The sequence below is a fragment of the uncultured Abiotrophia sp. genome (assembly GCF_938010525.1).
Classification (GTDB): Bacteria; Bacillota; Bacilli; order Lactobacillales; family Aerococcaceae; genus Abiotrophia.
Genome location: NZ_CALLVK010000022.1, coordinates 123,174 through 140,945, shown reverse-complemented (window position 1 = coordinate 140,945; position 17,772 = coordinate 123,174). Strand labels below are relative to the sequence as shown.

At 45.4% G+C, this 17,772-nt stretch carries 9 protein-coding genes; all 9 read left to right on the top strand.

What is annotated here, in order from left to right; translation table 11 throughout:
• Positions 1–18 precede the first annotated feature (18 nt).
• The 9 genes from Q0339_RS06740 to Q0339_RS06700 all read left to right on the top strand — a co-directional run bounded on the left by Q0339_RS06740 (position 19) and on the right by Q0339_RS06700 (position 17,525).
• Positions 19–714, top strand: a complete 696-nt coding sequence (locus Q0339_RS06740; RefSeq protein WP_298078036.1) for an NAD(P)H-dependent oxidoreductase — start codon at positions 19–21, stop codon at positions 712–714.
• A gap of 6 nt (positions 715–720) precedes the next feature.
• Positions 721–894 (top strand): hypothetical protein, encoded by a 174-nt coding sequence (locus tag Q0339_RS06735; RefSeq protein WP_180363290.1) that lies wholly within the window; start codon positions 721–723, stop codon positions 892–894.
• Positions 895–1,089: 195 nt separating this feature from the next.
• Positions 1,090–2,463, top strand: a complete 1,374-nt coding sequence (locus Q0339_RS06730) for an MBL fold metallo-hydrolase (RefSeq protein WP_298078035.1) — start codon at positions 1,090–1,092, stop codon at positions 2,461–2,463.
• A 133-nt stretch (positions 2,464–2,596) separates the two neighbouring features.
• The gene (locus Q0339_RS06725) at positions 2,597–3,637 is read left to right on the top strand and encodes an ABC transporter ATP-binding protein (RefSeq protein WP_298078034.1); all 1,041 of its coding nucleotides are present in this window, start codon (positions 2,597–2,599) and stop codon (positions 3,635–3,637) included.
• Positions 3,638–4,543, top strand: coding sequence for a sugar ABC transporter permease (locus Q0339_RS06720; RefSeq protein WP_298078032.1), 906 nt, complete (start codon positions 3,638–3,640; stop codon positions 4,541–4,543).
• Positions 4,544–4,546: 3 nt separating this feature from the next.
• Positions 4,547–5,377, top strand: coding sequence for a carbohydrate ABC transporter permease (locus Q0339_RS06715; protein WP_070756394.1), 831 nt, complete (start codon positions 4,547–4,549; stop codon positions 5,375–5,377).
• Between the two features lie 42 nt (positions 5,378–5,419).
• The gene (locus Q0339_RS06710; RefSeq protein ID WP_298078031.1) at positions 5,420–6,694 is read left to right on the top strand and encodes an ABC transporter substrate-binding protein; all 1,275 of its coding nucleotides are present in this window, start codon (positions 5,420–5,422) and stop codon (positions 6,692–6,694) included.
• 546 nt (positions 6,695–7,240) lie between these two features.
• On the top strand, positions 7,241–9,877 hold the full coding sequence (locus Q0339_RS06705; RefSeq protein WP_298078030.1) for an FctA domain-containing protein: 2,637 nt from the start codon (positions 7,241–7,243) through the stop codon (positions 9,875–9,877).
• A gap of 283 nt (positions 9,878–10,160) precedes the next feature.
• Complete coding sequence (locus Q0339_RS06700) at positions 10,161–17,525, top strand: MucBP domain-containing protein (protein ID WP_298078029.1); 7,365 nt, start codon at positions 10,161–10,163, stop codon at positions 17,523–17,525.
• Positions 17,526–17,772: the final 247 nt, after the last annotated feature.

Below are 17,772 nucleotides of genomic sequence, written 5' to 3'. Positions count from 1 at the left end.
ACAGAAAGGAAGCCTGTCGTGACTAAGACCATCGTCTATTTGGCCCACCCTGATGTGGCCGGCTCTAGCAGCCAACAATTTTTACATCAATCAGGTTTGGCCTTGACGGAGGTCAGCTATGTCGATTTGCAGGCGGAATATGAGGCCAATGGCCAGCAATTTGATGCCAGTATGGAATTGGATCGCCTCTGTCGATATGACCGAGTGATTTTCCAGTTCCAACTCTACTGGTACCAGGCGCCAGCCATCCTCAAAATCTGGCTGGATAGCGTCTTCGATATGTCCAAGGCCATGCAGGCCGCCATACCTCGCCTCGCTCAGATGGAAATGGGCTTGGTGGTCATCGCAGGTGTTAAGGCTAGCCGCTATCAAGTCGGGGGCCGGGAAGGCTTTAGCCTGTCTTCGCTCTTGTCGCCTTATTATGCCTGGGCTAAGCATTTTGGCTTAGCGCCCTTGGCCTATTTCCCGGTTCATCAGTTCCATTATCTGACCGAGCCCCAGAAGAAGCAGCTGCTAGTTCACTACGCCTGCTATCTTGAGACGGGTAAGGTGGATGACTTCGAAGCCTTGCAGACCTTTGTCTTGGATCGACTAGCCAACTTGGACTTGTCCCTGTCGCTTGAAAGCCAGGCAGTCTATGACCAGTTCCGTGAGGACTTGAGTCAAAATCGTGATGAAATCCAGGAGCTCCAAGCCCTGAATAAGGAGGATTAGCTTCTTATGAATCCCTATCAAGACTATATCCAGGACTGGCAGGCACAGGCTCCTGACTATCCCAGTCAAGCCTTGCTGCAAGTCGCCAGCGACCTCTATCAACAACAAGAAGACCGTCTGCGCCAGCTAGAAGGCCAGTTAGACGGTAGCATGTGGAGTCCTAAGGACTGGCAAAATTAAGTTAAGATTCAACCCCGCCCCCTGACGAAAAGGAGGCGGGGTTTTGTTATAGACCTAAGCATCAGGAGGCTGAGTGCTGACCTGATCACAAGTTGTTGCTCCTGACCTGAGAACCTTTCCTCAAGACTTGCGACAGTGGGGCTTTTGGTGGTATGATGGACTGTGGCACAAAATGCAGTGAAGGAGACAGACAACATGACACAACCAATCACGACCCAGGTAAGATTTTGGGGAGGACTTGATACCATAGGTGGTAATATTGTCAGTCTAGAAGCGGGTAACTACCGTATTCTGACAGATTTTGGCGCCTTATTTGGAGCAAACTTGGATGAATTGAAGCAAGTCGACTTGACCCCAAGCCTGCTAGAAAAGGGGCACCTGCCGGCCATTGACGGCCTCTACACCCGCCAACAACTAGGCGCAAGTGACCTAGCAAGCTATGAGGAGACCGATATTAAGACCATCGTCTGCCTATCACATCTCCATCTAGACCATATTGGGGGCTTCGGTCAGTTGCCTGAGGACCTACCCATCTATGCCCTAGAAGAGAGTGTTTCCTTCTACCAACGTCTAGCAAGCGACGACTTGTTGCCTGACTTCAAGGTTAATTGGCAGGCCGTTCAATCAGAGATGCCTTTTCAATTTGGGCCTTTCACCATTGAGTTTGTGGTCAGCGACCATGATACCATTGGGGCAGCTAGCATCTTCATTACCGGGCCAGACCTTAAGGTAGTCAACTCTGGTGACTTCCGCTTAACTGGTTTCCATCCAGAACGCGTCTTACACTGGGCGCAAAAAGCCCGTGATTTCCAGCCTGACCTCTTCCTAGTTGAAGGGACGACCTTCAGCTTTGACCAAGAGTCACGCGATGCCCGGATGCAACTATCAGAGGACCTGGCTTCCCACGTATCTTCAATCTCTGCGGGCAACGAAAGTAAGTTCCTCAAGGATTTTACCCAAGTCGTAGAGCAAGCTGGCAACCAGCTAATTGCCCTCAATGTCTATCCACAAAATATTGAGCGTCTAGTTTATATGGCGCAAGCGCTCAATCGCGTAGGACGGACTCTGGTCTTAGAGCCTAACTACTACCGTCTCTTGCGGCCCTACATGGCACCAGAGGCAGCCTTGGCAACCATCAACTGGGATGGCGACAGCAAGCTGCCAGCTCAAGATATCTTGACTTGGGACCAAGTGCAGGCTGCACCAGGGCAATACGCTGTTCAAGTTGATTATGAGCAACACCATGATTATATCTTCAGCCTATCGGAAGGTATCTACATCCACTCCAATGGGGTACCGTTAGGTGCCTATGATGCGCGTTACCAACCTTGGTTGGAAGGCATCGTCAAAGCAGGCTGGCAATTCTATCATGGCCATGTATCTGGCCACGCCTCTACCCAAGACCTCTGCTTGGTCAACTATGTGGTAGGTGCTAAGCTAGTGGTGCCATGGCACAGCTTTAAGCCAGAACGTTATGCGGAAGCCTTAATCGATTTAGGGCTGACCCCATGGTTGCCAAGCCTAGATACCACTTATTCAGCTGACCAGATTAAGAGCCTAGCTGACTAAAAAAGCTTTTATTAGAATAGCATGAAAAACGCAGAAATTGAGGGAAATATGATGCGATTTATGCTATAATTTACGCTAGAGCATTAAGCTCCCTAGCACTTATTAAGACTGATAAAAAATGAGGAGAATCAACGTGCAAGTTAGATTTGAAGACGTGACCATGCAGTTCGAACAGAAGACTGTTTTGGACCGGATTAATTTTACATTGCCTAGCCAGCAACTTATTTCCTTCTTAGGGCCTTCTGGCTGTGGTAAATCTACAACATTATACTTAATTTCAGGGTTACTGAACGCAACATCAGGTAAGATTTTCTTCGACGATAAAGATGTAACTAAATTAGACCCAGTTAAGCGTCGGGTAGGCTTAGTCTTCCAATCCTATGCCCTCTATCCGCACTTGACGGTCTTGGAAAACATCATGTTCCCGCTCAAAATGGAAAAAATGCCAAAAGCTGAGCGCCGCGAACGTGCCATCGAAATGGCAAAATTAACGCAAATTCAAGACCAACTAGATAAGTACCCACGCCAGTTGTCAGGGGGACAACAGCAACGGGTGGCCATCAGCCGGGCTATGGCTAAATCACCTTCCATCCTACTTATGGACGAGCCTTTATCTAACTTAGACGCTCGCCTCCGGATTGAGATGCGTGAAGAAATTCGCCGTATCCAACAAGAGACAGGGGTTACCACCGTCTTCGTTACCCACGACCAAGAAGAAGCTTTGTCTATTGCGGACAGCGTCATGGTCTTGGAAAAAGGCGAGATTCAACAAGTAGCTGACCCAGTCAGCCTCTACCAAACACCTAGCAACCTCTTCGTGGCACGCTTCATCGGGTCACCAATTATCAACACCTTTGCTAAGGGCTCTGCGGCTCTTAACCCTAACAGTGCCTTTGCAGAATTGAACTGGGCAACTATCGGGGTCCGTTCCGAGCACTTCCGTCCAGGGACAGCCGATAACTACTTAGTCCGCGGGAAAGCAGTCCGCGTGGAAGCAGTAGGTAAGGATATTACCGTTCACTTGGAATGGGAAGGTGAACGCTTCGTCGTTTCCAACTTAGACGGCGATTTAGAAGTGGGCCAAGAAGTGTACTTGCAAGTGCCTGCTGAACGCCTACTCTTCTTCCAAGAAGACCAACGTCGCATTCTGTCAGAAAGCGAGCGTGAGGGCTAGATGAACCGCAAACCTACTCTCAAGAGTAGCCTCCAGGCCCTACTCTATTTAGCGCCGGCCTTGGTGTTCATGACAACCTTCACCATTATTCCGATTATCCGCTCCTTCATGATGAGTTTCTATGAAAACTACAAGTTGCGGAATATTACTAAGAACAAGCCAGTGGTCTGGTCTCTGGATAACTTCCAGAAGATTCTGGCGGATCCTAAGTTCTACCTAGCGCTACAAAATACGGCAACCTATGTTTTCTGGGTGGTGCTCTGTTCCATCACAATCTCAGTTACAGTAGCGGTCTTACTCAATCAGATTCCGTTCCTCAAAGGCCTCTTCCGAACCGCCTACTTCTTGCCATTCGTTACCTCAACGGTGGCTATCTCCGTGGTCTGGTCTTGGCTCTATCACTCAGAGTACGGGCTACTCAACTACCTCTTAGGTTTAGTAGGGATTGACCGTATCAACTGGCTCAATGATCCTAAGACAGCCATGACGGCCGTCATTATCATGGCCATCTGGAAGAGCCTGGGCTTCAATATCCTGCTGACCCTGGTCGGCTTGGGTAACATCAACGAGACCTACTACAAGGCGGCTCAAGTTGATGGGGCCAACGCCTGGAAGAGATTCACTAATATTACCTTACCGCTCTTACGACCAACCCTCTTCCTCTTGTCAACAGTCGGCATCATCAACGGCTTCAAGGTCTTCGATGAAGTCTTCGCCCTCTTCAATGGGCGTCCTGGACCAGGTGGTTCAGCCATGACCGTTGTCTACTATCTCTTCGATCAGTTCTATGTTCAATTTAACTACGGGATGGCAGCTGCGACCGGGATTATCCTCTTCGCCATTGTCCTCGTTATTACCGTCTTCCAGAACATAGGCAACAAATACTTCGAGAAGCGGGGAGGTTAAGACATGGCACGCACAAAACGTATTCAAACAATTCTGCTCTATGTCATCTTGACCTTGGGCGCGCTGGTCATGATTCTGCCATTCTACTGGATGGTGGCGACCAGTCTGAAGTCAGGGTCCGAAGCAATCTCCGTACCGCCAACTTGGCTACCACGGAACTGGCTCTTCTCTAACTATGGCCAAGCCCTGGAGAAAGCCCCATTCGGCCGCTACTTCCTTAACTCGGTCTTTGTTACAACTGTGACGACCGCCGGGGAACTCTTCACCTCAATCCTAGCAGCTTATGCCTTCGCTAAGCTCAAATTCTGGGGTAAAGACATCCTCTTCTTACTCTTATTGGCAACCATGATGGTGCCAGGGGAATTGATGACCATTCCAAACTTCGTGACCTTGTCAAGTTGGAAATTAGTCAACACCTACTGGGCCTTGATTATTCCTTGGTTCGCCTCTGTCTTCTCGGTTTTCACCTTGAAGCAAAACATTCAGACGATTCCAGACGAGCTCTACTATGCTGCCAAGACGGATGGCGCCAGCGACTGGCAATTCCTCTGGGAAATGGTTGTGCCACTGTCTAAATCGTCCATTATCGCCGTGATGATTCTCAAGGTCATCGGTTCCTGGAACTCCTTCCTCTGGCCAATGATCGTAACCAACTCGGCGCCTGACTTACGGACTTTACCTGTTGGACTTCAAGCCTTTACCACTGAAGCCGGCACCCAATTCGAACTCTTGATGGCGGCGTCGACCCTGGTAATCTTGCCAATGGTGATTATTTACTTATTGTTGCAGAAATACATTATTCAAGGTATTTCGCGTTCAGGCTTGAAGGGCTAGTCCCTCAATGCTTTCCCATTAACTATTTGGAGGTAACATCTAGTGAAAAAAATCAAAGTGCTTTTCGCATTATTACTCACAGTAGTCTTAGCATTCAGTGCTTACGCACCATCTGCTCAGGCTGCTGACAAGGTTAAAGTAACTTTCTGGCATGCAATGAACGGTCCTCATGCTGAGGAATTAACCAAACTCGTTAAGGCCTTCAACGAATCTCAAGACAAGTATGAAGTTGAAGAAACTAGCCAAGGGAACTACAAAGCCCTACAACAAGGGGTGATGGCTGCGGCTGCCTCTGGCGACCTACCAACTATGACTCAATTAACTGCATCTAGCTTCTCTGGCTTCAAGTCAGAAGGCCTCTTAGCTCCATTAGATGAATTCTTAACTGCTGACAATGGCTTCACTGAAGAACTTAAGAAGGACATCTACCCAGGTTTCTTAAAAGGCGTAACCGTTGAAGACAAGATCTACGCATTACCATTTTCTAAATCTGTACGTCTCATGTTCGTTAACCAAGACATGCTCAAACAAGCAGGTAAAGAAGTACCTAAGACTTGGGCTGAAGTCAAAGAATTAGCAGCTGCCCTCAAAGAAAAAGGCGTTGATAAGCCAGCCTTAGGTTTGGAAAATGGTCTATCTATTGAAGTGGAAACCATGGCTCGCCAAAACGGCGCAACTTGGGTTTCTGACGACTTGAAGACAGTTGACCTCACTTCTGACAAAGCCATCGAACCTATCCAATTCATCAAAGACATGGTCAAAGACGGTTCAGCACGTTTGGCCGGTGAAGACAAGTACATGTCAGGCCCATTCGCAGCTGGCGGTTCTGCAATCTACATTGGCTCATCTGCGGGCTTACCTTACGTAGTCAAGGGTGTGCAAGAATCAGGTATCAACATTACCACTGCGCCAGTTCCAACTTTCGGTCAAGGCAAGCAAATGACCCTCTTAGCAGGGAACGACTTAGGGGTCTTCGAAGATGCTTCTGATGAAGAAAAAGCAGGGGCTGTAGCCTTCATGTCCTTCCTCCTCAAGGCGGAGAACACTGCAACTTGGGCATCTAAGACTGGTTACCTACCAATCACTAAGTCTGGGACTAACTCAGAAATCTGGACTAACTATGTCAAAGAAAACCCACTTGTTAAGGCAGCATCTGACGAATTAGAGTACGGCTTTACGGCTCCAATCTATGAAGGTTCTGCTAAAGTCTTCGCTGACTCAGAATTAGCCTTGGAAAACATCGTCGTTAACGATGCGGACATCAAGACTGAAATGAAGAAGTTAGAAGATCTAATCAAGGGCTACTTACACCTATAATCAGAACTATACAATAAGTAAATAAGTCAAACGAGAGACTGGGACTTGCTCCTGGTCTCTTTTTTATGTGTTACTGGCAGTATCATCCCAGGTAGAGATTTGCATATTATAATAGTAGAAAGAAATAATGACAGCATCTTCCATCAATGGCCTGGGGCTAGCTAGAGGGTTTGCGGGATTAAGTAGCTTGCTAGTCATGGGAATCGTCTTATATTGCTTCATATATGGTAGAACTGGTCGTCAGTCCTAAGTGACTTTTTTTTAGAGGTCTATGTAAGTCAGATACTAGATGTCAAAGACTATGAAAACCGCTAGGAATAGGCGTTGGCATGCTTAGTATGTCATAAAAAAAAAGACATGACGTGACATTGTTAACAATATGCGAATGATTCTGAAAATATCGTAATTTCCTCTATACAAATCACATTGACTTTGATAGAATATACTTGGTACTAAATGCCATAAAACATCCTAAAAAAGCATTGTCTTCCCTTGAGTAAGTAGCGTCTAGAGGGAGGGTGTGATTTAGGGGATAGGAGTGATAAATTGAATAAACGTAAGCTACATAATCTTCTGATTGTCTTACTGATGGTTCTACAAGTCTTTGTTAGCCCACTTTCTGCTTTTGCGCAAGATGCGGCAACACCAGTAGCACCAGCGGCAACAGAAGCAGTCCAACCGGCAACAGAGAACGGGGAGGAAAAACAGGAGGCGCCTGCCAAAGAAACGGAACCAGCTGCAACAGCTGATCCAGAGGCAGAGCCGGAACAACATTTCCCACAAGCACAAGTTCAACCAGCTCAATATGAGTTGACTACTGGCTTTACCATTAACACTAACCCGGTTAAAAATGACGCTAAATACGGGGAAGGTAAATTCTATATTGCCCCAAGTTACAAAATTCCAAACAGCGTAACCTTGAAGAATGGCGACACCATTGTTTATACAGTGCCAAGTACCTTCAAAGTTGAGCAAACTGGCCCAACTAACATTACCGCTGGGGGCGAAGTTGTAGGGACTTTGGTAACAGATCCAGCTACCAATACTGCAACTATCACTATCACTAACGAAGCTTATTACGCAAAACTCAACGAAGACAAGACAATTGCTGTCCAATTCACGGCAGTTTGGGCGGATAGCGTGCCAAAAGATGTTCCACAAACCTTTGAAATGCCAGGGGCTGGGACTTACACCTTGACACGTATCGTTGTCGATGAAGACCCAACTGGTTACACCAAGTGGGGCGTACAAAACGCAGCCAACCCAGAATTAATTGACTGGCGCATTCGTATTAACCGCTACGCTAAACCAGGCGTAACTAACGCGGTTATCAAAGACACTATCCCTGAAGGTCAAGAATTTGTTGGCCCAATGACTGGTTACTACTTCAGCGACTGGAACAATGGGGTTCGGGTAGACTCCTTTGACGGGACTACGATTACAAATGAAGATGACAACCACTTCACAGTTATTCCTAACAAGTCAGGTAGCTTGGATGGCCGTGGTCTCTTCTTAATCTACCAAACTCGTGTTACGGAACCAGTTGACCCAGTAACCAAGCGTGCTAAAAACCATGTAAGTTTCTCTTCTGATACAGATAAGGAAGAATTCGACGGTTTTGCACCATTAACAACTACTGATGGTATCGGTACTGGTGCTCGTTCTGACGAAGTAATCTTCCAAGTTAACAAGAAATTGGAAGGTCGTGCTCTGAAAGCTGAAGAATTCGAATTCGAATTAGTAAACTCAGCAGACAACTCAGTAGTTGCAAAAGCTAAGAACGACGAAAACGGTCTTGTTAAATTCAAGAAAGTTAAGTTCAAGGCAGCAGGTGACTACACTTACAAGATTCGCGAAGTAAAAGGCGCTTTGGCAGGTGTCACTTATGACCAAAACCCAATCACAGCAACTGTTAAGGTAGTTGATAATGCAGGTGCTAAGACAGCAACCGTTACTTACGACCGTGAAGCCTTCACTAACACTTATAAAGCAGCAGCAGCAAGCCTAGTAGTGAAAGCTACTAAGACATTGACTGGCGGCACTTTAGCAGCTGATCAATTCACCTTCGAATTAGTAGACAAAGCTACTGGTTCAGTAGTTCAAACCGCTAAGAACAAAGCAGATGGTACTGTTGAGTTCCCAGCAGTAAGCTTCGACGCAGCAGGTAACTACACTTACACTATTCGTGAGAAGAATGAAGGTGCAGCAGGTTACACCTACGACGCTAAAGAAGTAGAAGTGGCTGTATCAGTTGTTGATAATGGTCAAGCTCAATTAGAAGCAACCGCAACTTACACACCAGAAGCAAGCTTCAGCAACACTTACAAGGCGGCAGCAGCAAGCGTTGTATTGAAAGCAAGCAAGACATTGACTGGCGGCACTTTAGCAGCTGATCAATTCACTTTCGAATTAGTAGACCAAAACGGTAAAGTTGTTGGCACTGCTAAGAACAAGGCAGACGGGACTGTTGAATTCGCAGCAGTAAACTTCGACGCAGCAGGCAACTACAACTTCAAGATTCGTGAGAAGAATGAAGGCGCAGCAGGCTACACTTATGACTCAACCGAATTTGATGTAGCAGTAGCAGTTACAGACAACGGTAAAGGTCAATTAGAAGCAAAAGCAACTTACGCTAAAGAAGCAGCCTTCTCTAACACTTACAAGGCAGCTCCAACTAGCGTTGTTGTAGATGCAACTTCAGTCCTCAAAAAAGGCGACAAAGTTCAAGAAATCAAAGCAGGTGATTTCACTATTGAATTACTTGATAAAGATGGCAAAGTCCTCAGCGAACTTAAAACTGATGCAGAAGGTAAAGTATCCTTCCCAGCATTGACATACGATGCGCCAGGTACTTACACTTACACTCTTCGTCAGAAGAAAGGTGATAAGACAGAGATCACTTACGATGAAAAGACTTACCCAGTAACGGTAGAAGTTACTGACAACGGTCAAGGTCAATTAGAAGTTTCTAAGAAAGAAAATGTAAGTGGCGTGGTCTTCGTTAACACCCTTGCAGACAATACTCCAAACCAACAAGGCCCAGGCAAGCCAGAAGAGAAGAAAGAAGAGAAGAAATTACCAAAAACTGGTGAATCTAGCTCAATCTTATTAATCGGCTTAGGTTTTGTATTGGTAATCGCAGCAGTTGTTGTGTTGTTTACTCGCAAGAATGCTAGAAACTAATCAAACCACTGATGTGAAATAGATGAAATATGCGATCGAGTTTTCTCGATCGCATATTTTTATGCAGAAAATCAGTAGTAACGTTCGCCTTTTATTCCCTTATGTCTAGGCAATTCTTTTAGTTTGATGTCCAAACAATCATGCAAAATATGTATTTAAATAATATATCGGAGGATATCACATGATTTACAAAAAAACATGTGAATTTTGCGCAATTAGATTGACTTTCGCCTATAAATCTAGTTAAATAGACAATGGACAAATATTGAAAGGAATTACCGACATGCGTCACAAAACCCAAAGAGCCCTTGCGCTCAGCGCTATCTTCTGTTTAGCGTTCCCCACACAAATATTACAAGTCTTTTCTCAGGGAGAACAGACCACTGTAAATTATCATTTCGTCAATCAGGCGGATCTTACACCTGAACAACTCCAGCAAGTGGTGAAAGAGAATCCGACTGGTACGGCGACAACTGATGTGGCGGATTATCAATTGGTCTATGAGCAAGATGCAAGCTCAAAACCTCAACCACCAAGTCAATCCGATGAATCTTCAGCATCATCGGAAGAGTCCTCTGAATCTGAGAGTTCTTCCTCTTCAGAGTCCGAGAGCTCCTCTTCCTCAGAATCTGAGTCTTCCAGCTCGTCAGATTCTGAGAGTTCTGAATCGTCTAGCTCGTCAGAGTCCGATTCCGAGAGTTCGAGTTCCAGTTCATCAGAATCTTCTTCTGTACCTGGAGACCCAGAACCATCCAAACCTCAAGACCCAGGCTCACTTCCTAAGACGGGTGAGTTGAATGCGGTCATCCTGCAGTGGCTCATTAGTGCACTCCTATTGATTCTAGGGACACTGCTTGCATGGTCTTTCCGTAAGCAAAACGGCTCTTGGAAATTCTGGTTGCTATTAGTTATCGGCTTATCCGGTTTAGGCGCTGGTCGTGCTGCTCTGGCGCAAATGAATTATTTGCGCGCTAGCGAGACCCAGACGGTAACCAAGGGGCAAACTTATCAATATACGCCGCCTAAAATCGATGGTTTCACTTATGTCGGTTATATCCACACAAGTTCTAACAAGCCAAAAGTAGAAGGTACCGTAACAGCTCGTTATCTAACCGAGAAGCTAGACAAATTAGCAGATGATCTCGTAACAACTGGTACCGTGGGAAGTGACTTTACATTAGAAGAGAAAACTTTCCAAGGTTACGAGCTTGCACGTATTGAAGGGAAGATTTCTGGTCAGTACCAAACTGAACCACAAGTCACGACCTTCATCTATACACCGAAAGAATCACAATCGTCAGCTAAGGAGTCTGGACGCGTCCAAGTAACTTACGTTGATGAGCAAGATGCTCAGTTGGCAGACCCAGTTACCTTAGAAGGCGAAGTGGATGCAAGTTATACAGCTGAGAAGAAAGAAATCACAGGCTATAACTTCCTACGAGTGGAAGGCCCAGAAACGGGTACCTTCAAGACAGAAGTTCAAAACGTGAAATACATCTATCAAGCAATTCCGAAACCACGCGGAACAGTGAACGTAACTTACGTCGACGAGCAAGATGCTCAGTTGGCAGATCCAGTCATATTGGAAGGTGAAGTGGATGCAAGTTATGCAACTGAGAAGAAAGAAATCACAGGCTACAACTTCCTGCGAGTAGAGGGCCCAGAAACGGGAACCTTCAAAGCAGAAGTCCAAAACGTCAAATACATCTACCAAGCAATTCCAAAGCCACGCGGAACAGTGAATGTGACCTATGTTGATGAGCAAGACGCAAAATTGGCAGATCCAGTTACCTTAGAAGGTGAAGTGGATGCAAGTTATGCAACTGAGAAGAAAGAAATCGCAGGCTACAACTTCTTGCGAGTGGATGGCCCAGAAACTGGCACCTTCAAGACAGAAGTTCAGAATGTTAAGTACATCTACCAAGCTATTCCGAAACCACGTGGTACAGTGAATGTAACCTACGTAGATGAACAAGATGCTAAATTGTCCGATTCAGTTACCTTAGAAGGTGAAGTGGACGCAAGTTATACCGCCGAGAAGAAAGAAATCACGGGCTATAACTTCCTGCGAGTGGAAGGCCAAGAGACAGGTACTTTCAAAGCAGAAGTCCAAAACGTTAAGTACATCTATCAAGCAATTCCAAAGCCACGCGGAACAGTCAATGTAACCTACGTTGACGAGCAAGACGCCAAATTGGCAGATCCAGTTACCTTGGAAGGCGAAGTGGACGCAAGTTATACCACCGAGAAGAAAGAAATCACAGGTTATAACTTCTTGCGAGTGGAGGGTTCAGAAACTGGCACTTTCAAAGCAGAAGTCCAAAATGTTAAGTACATCTACCAAGCAATTCCAAAGCCACGTGGTACAGTAAATGTCACTTACGTGGACGAACAAGACGCTAAATTGTCCGATCCAGTTACCTTAGAAGGTGAAGTGGATGCAAGTTATGCAGCTGAGAAGAAAGAAATCACAGGCTACAACTTCCTGCGAGTAGAGGGCCCAGCTACTGGCACCTTCAAGTCCGAAGTTCAGAATGTTAAGTACATCTACCAAGCAATTCCAAAACCACGTGGTACAGTGAATGTGACTTACGTGGATGAGCAGGACGCTAAATTGGCAGATCCCGAAACTTTGGAGGGCGAAGTAGACGCAGCCTACACGGCGCAGAAGAAGGAAGTAACAGGTTACAACTTCCTACGAGTAGAAGGCCCAGAGACCGGGACCTTCAAGTCCGAAGTTCAGAATGTTAAGTATATCTACCGAGCAATTCCGAAACCACGTGGTACAGTCAATGTGACCTACGTGGACGAACAAGACGCCAAATTGGCAGATCCCGTTACCTTAGAAGGTGAAGTGGATGCAAATTATACAACTGAGAAGAAAGAAATTACAGGTTATAACTTCTTGCGAGTAGAGGGTGCAGAGACCGGCACCTTCAAGACAGAAATCCAAAATGTTAAGTACATCTACCAAGCCATTCCGAAACCACGCGGGACAGTGAATGTGACTTACGTAGACGATCAAGACGCTAAGTTGGCAGATCCAGCTACCTTAGAAGGTGAAGTGGATGCCGCCTACGCAACTGAGAAGAAAGAAATCACAGGTTATAACTTCTTGCGTGTAGAGGGCCCTGCTACTGGCGTCTTCAAGACAGAAGTCCAAAATGTCAAGTACATCTACCAAGCCATTCCAAAGCCACGTGGAATGGTAAACGTAACTTACGTGGACGAGCAAGACGCCAAATTGGCAGATCCGGTCACTTTAGAGGGTGAAGTGGATGCAACTTATGTTGCTGAGAAGAAAGAAATCACAGGTTACAACTTCCTACGAGTAGAAGGCCCAGCTACTGGCACCTTCAAGACAGAAGTTCAGAATGTTAAGTACATCTATCAAGCTATTCCGAAGCCGCGTGGTACAGTTCTTGTGACTTACGTGGATGAGCAAGATGCGCAAGTAGCAGATCCTGAGACTTTGGAAGGTGAAGTGGACGCAGCCTACACGGCGCAGAAGAAGGAAGTAACAGGTTATAACTTCTTGCGAGTAGAAGGCTCAGAGACAGGCACTTTCAAAGCAGAAGTCCAAAAAGTCAAGTACATCTACCAAGCCATTCCAAAACCACGCGGAACAGTCAATGTCTTATATGTGGACGAAGCGGATCAGCCTGTGGCTGATGCCGAGACCTTAGAAGGCGAAGTAGACACTGCCTATACAGCTACTCAGAAAGAAGTGAGAGAATATAACTTCTTGAGAGTTGAGGGAGATCGCCAAGGGACATTCACAACGGATACCAAGACTGTTAAATTTGTCTATCAACCAGCCAATTTGCCGCCAAATAATGGTGCAGTAAATGTTCGCTATGTTGATGAGACAAACGATGATTTGCTTCCTCCAGTGGATATGGCAGGGTTACTGGGAGATAGCTACCAGACTGAAGAGAAGGCAGTTGAAGGCTATCGCCTATCTTATGTGTCTGGGGAGACCCAAGGGACCTATGCTAGCCAAAAACACTACGTCACTTATGTCTATGCTAGTCCTCGAACCAAGGCACGAGGGAAAGTCGTTGTACGATATAAGACCGTCAAGGGTGAAACCTTACATCCTGATGTCGTGACAACAGGATATGTGGGGACTGATGCTCCGATCGAGATCAAAAAATTTGAAAACTACTTCTATCAAGGTCGAGAAGAATATCCTCCTCGTGTCACTTACCAAGAAGGGACACAGGTCGTCATTCTCTTATACTCAACTAAAGAATATAAGAAGGAAGAAAGTGGCTGGGGGGATGCTTATGCAAGATATGTCGATGAAAATGGCAAGGAGATTAATCCAAGTGTTTACACTCACGGACGACCAGGAGCATCCTATGAATTCGATGTATTAGATATTGAAAACTATATTCTCGTTCGTACCGAAGGTGAGAAAAAAGGGAAGTATATCTCAGGCCGGACTCAAAGGGTTGACTTTGTTTATCGCCGAATTGCGAGAGTCGTGACCTCTAAAGTAATTGTCTATTATCGCAACGAGGCTGATGTTGACTTAGGACCAGCTGAAGAAATCAAAGGGGCCGTTGGAGATTACTATACTACCACTCAGAAACACTTTGTAAATCATCGTTTTACTAGAGTTGAAGGTGAAACAGAGGGACAAATAACCGAAGAGCCTCAGAAGGTTACCTACTATTATGAAAGACTTCGAGGAGATTTGACTGTCAAGTATGAAGATGAAGCGGGTGAAGAACTTGCACAGACGAAGTATCTGACAGACTATGTGGGACTACCTTATCAAGAAAAGGCGAGAAGCTTTGACAACTATGAACTCGTTCGAGTTGATGGGCCAGAGATGGGCTTCTATACAGAAGAGGCACAAACGATTACCTATGTCTATCGGAAGTCAATTGGCTATGTTAAGGTGAATTACCAAGATACGGATGGGCATAGCCTCTGGCCAACTATTAATCTCTCTGGTCAGATAGATACTGCCTATAGCACAGAGAAAAAGGAACTCGAAGGTTATGTCTTTGATCATGTCGATGGTTCTGAGACAGGTAACTATAGCCTAGAAACGCAAACGGTGACTTATGTCTATCGCAAAGGTACTGACCAGGAGTTGCCAGGGATTGTGCGGGTACGTTATCAGGATGAAGAGGGAATGCTACTCATCCCGGAAATTGTGATGAAAGGCGAGCTCGGCAAGAACTACTATACTCGTAAAAAAGAATTCCGCAATTACATATTCCGAAAGGTTGAAGGTGAAGAATTCGGGCAATATAGTGAGCAAGAGCAAGTCATTACTTATATTTATGAAGGATTACGTGATTCACGAAGTAATGAGGGTATACTAGTAGTACGTTATGTTGATGAGGCTAACGAGGACTTAGCCCCACCAATTCGCAGCTATAAACCTTTTGGTACGCCATATCAGACAGAGCAGAAGCAGTTTGATAACTTTACTTTCCTCACTGTCCTAGGGAATACGACTGGGACTTATCAACCAGAAGAGCAGGTTGTCACTTATGTCTATCGCTCTGTTTATCCCGATCCGGGTAAGGTAATTGTAGATTATGTAGATAACAGAGGAAACTATCTGGCTGAGCGTGTCATTTTACGCGGAACTGTCGGGACGCAATATGTGACGGAGAAGAAGAATATTGAAAACTATCAATATGTCGGTGTCCAAGGCGAGGTAACAGGCAAATATGCTGGCTATGAAAAACACGTTATCTATTACTATCAGCCAATAGCCCCAGGACTTGAGTTATATGGTATAGTAGGAAATAATATTCCAGAAGACCCTCGGCAAACAGAGAGACAGTTTACTATTGGGGGGACAGTGGGCTTACCTATTTCTACTTTGATACCTCGGAATCCTTATCCTGACCTCTATGATTTCTTAGGTCATGATGTGAGTTATAACAATTTGAGGTCGCAACCTAATGTATTTGAAATTAGAAATTCTAGGGATGAACGTGGAGAAGTGTGGGTTTACTATCGTCGTCGGATTCTGCCAGGTATCATCCGAGTTAACTTCTTGGACGAGGCTGGCGAAAAGCTCGAAGTTAGTGAGATACACGATGGTTTAATTGGGGAGACTTATGATCTAAGTTCCAAGCACTACATCTCTAAGGACGACAAAAAATACGAACTTGCTAGTGATGAAAGTGAGTTCAAAGGTCAATTTGAGGACAGTCCAAAAGTTGTCAATTTGAGGTATAAACGAACTACCGCAACCGTCACCTTGAAGTATGTAGATGAGTCAGGGCAAGAACTTGACCAGTATGTTGCTGAATATCAGAAACACATTGAAGTACCTAAGGGAGTAGAGACTACCATCCGACCAGCGGATCTTTCTCAACAACAGTATGCTCTGAAGAGAACAGGACAGTCTTTGTTTGCTGCATTCAATGAAGATACCACCATTACTCTAACCTATCATCATTTTGATAAGTTCCATACGGCGACAGCACGCTATGTCGACGAAGAGGGGCATGAGATTGGGAGCGAAACAGTGAAAGGGCATGCTGAGACCCCTTACTACTTAGTGCCTGAGCCAGTCCCTGGCTATGTCTACAGTCACACCCAAGGACAACCGTCTGGCTTCTTAGAGGCAGAAGAAACGATTGTAACCTTCGTCTATAAGTCTAATCCTAAGCATCGAGTTATCCAGCGGCATTTCAATAATGAAACGAAAGAACTCATGCTGTCTATTGAGAAGGTGGCCTTAGAAGGCAAGAAGTTCACATTTAGATATGAAAAAGCTGTTAGAGTAGAAGGAGACTACTTTGAACACGAGGATTATCGAAATGTAGAGCGTGATTATAATTATGAAGACTACACCTTCAGCAGTGAAGATCCCGAAACGGTTTATATGGATTACTACTACAATCCAATTCATCGAGTGACAAAAACTGTTAAACATATAACGACGTCAGGTGAAGAGTTGTCAGAGACAAGAACAGAAAAAGTTGAGGTTGGAACAGAGTATGAGAAGGTAACTCAGGGTGACTTTCCTGGCTATGAACTGACGTCCGTTCCAGAAAATGCTCAGGGCACGGTACCTAATCATGACTTTGAAATAGTCTTTGTCTATCGCCGAGTAACGAAGCTGTACATTGAATACTATAACGATGATTCTATCGAAGGCTTCCCAGTGCGAGTTCATCTAGAGGAACGTACCGTCACCCAAGGTGAGCCATACACGGTAACACCTGAAGAGAATTTATGGAGCTGGCTTGTGTACGACTACAGTGATGATCCGCTATCTGGGACAGTTGGCGATAAACCAATCGTCGTAAAATTACATTACCGAGTTCCAAGTTATGAAGAGAAGACGGTTATCACCTTACGGCATGTCACGGAGGATGGCCAGGAGATTCACGAGCCAACGACTTTAAGTGCGTGGCCAAATCGTTACGTCATTCCAAAACCAGTGACGGTTGCTAACTACAAGTATAGCTACCTACGCAAGAATGGGGAGACGCTAGACGGTATTAACGTTTATGAAGAAGCGGAGACTTACGAGTTGGTTTACACCAGAGAAGAGACGGTCGTGCCAGTGATGCCAGCGGAGGCTGCCAATCAGGCTTCGTCAGTATCGAGTGCTCAGGGAACAGAATCAACAGCTAGTCGCAAAGATGAGACGCATGACTAAGCATGCACATATACATACCTAAGTTGGTCCCTGATTCACTAGGACCAGAATAGGGTATATATAATAGAAGGAAACGTGTGAGTTTCGCCAGATATAGGCGATTCTCACGCGTTTTTCTTATGTTAGGGTAGGGGTGGGTGTTATCGATTTGTAATGACATTTCGATTTTATGAGATAGAGAGGAAATGAAACTTTTCTTTTGTGATTGAGTGTGATAAAATAGTCTTGGTATAGTAATATACACAAT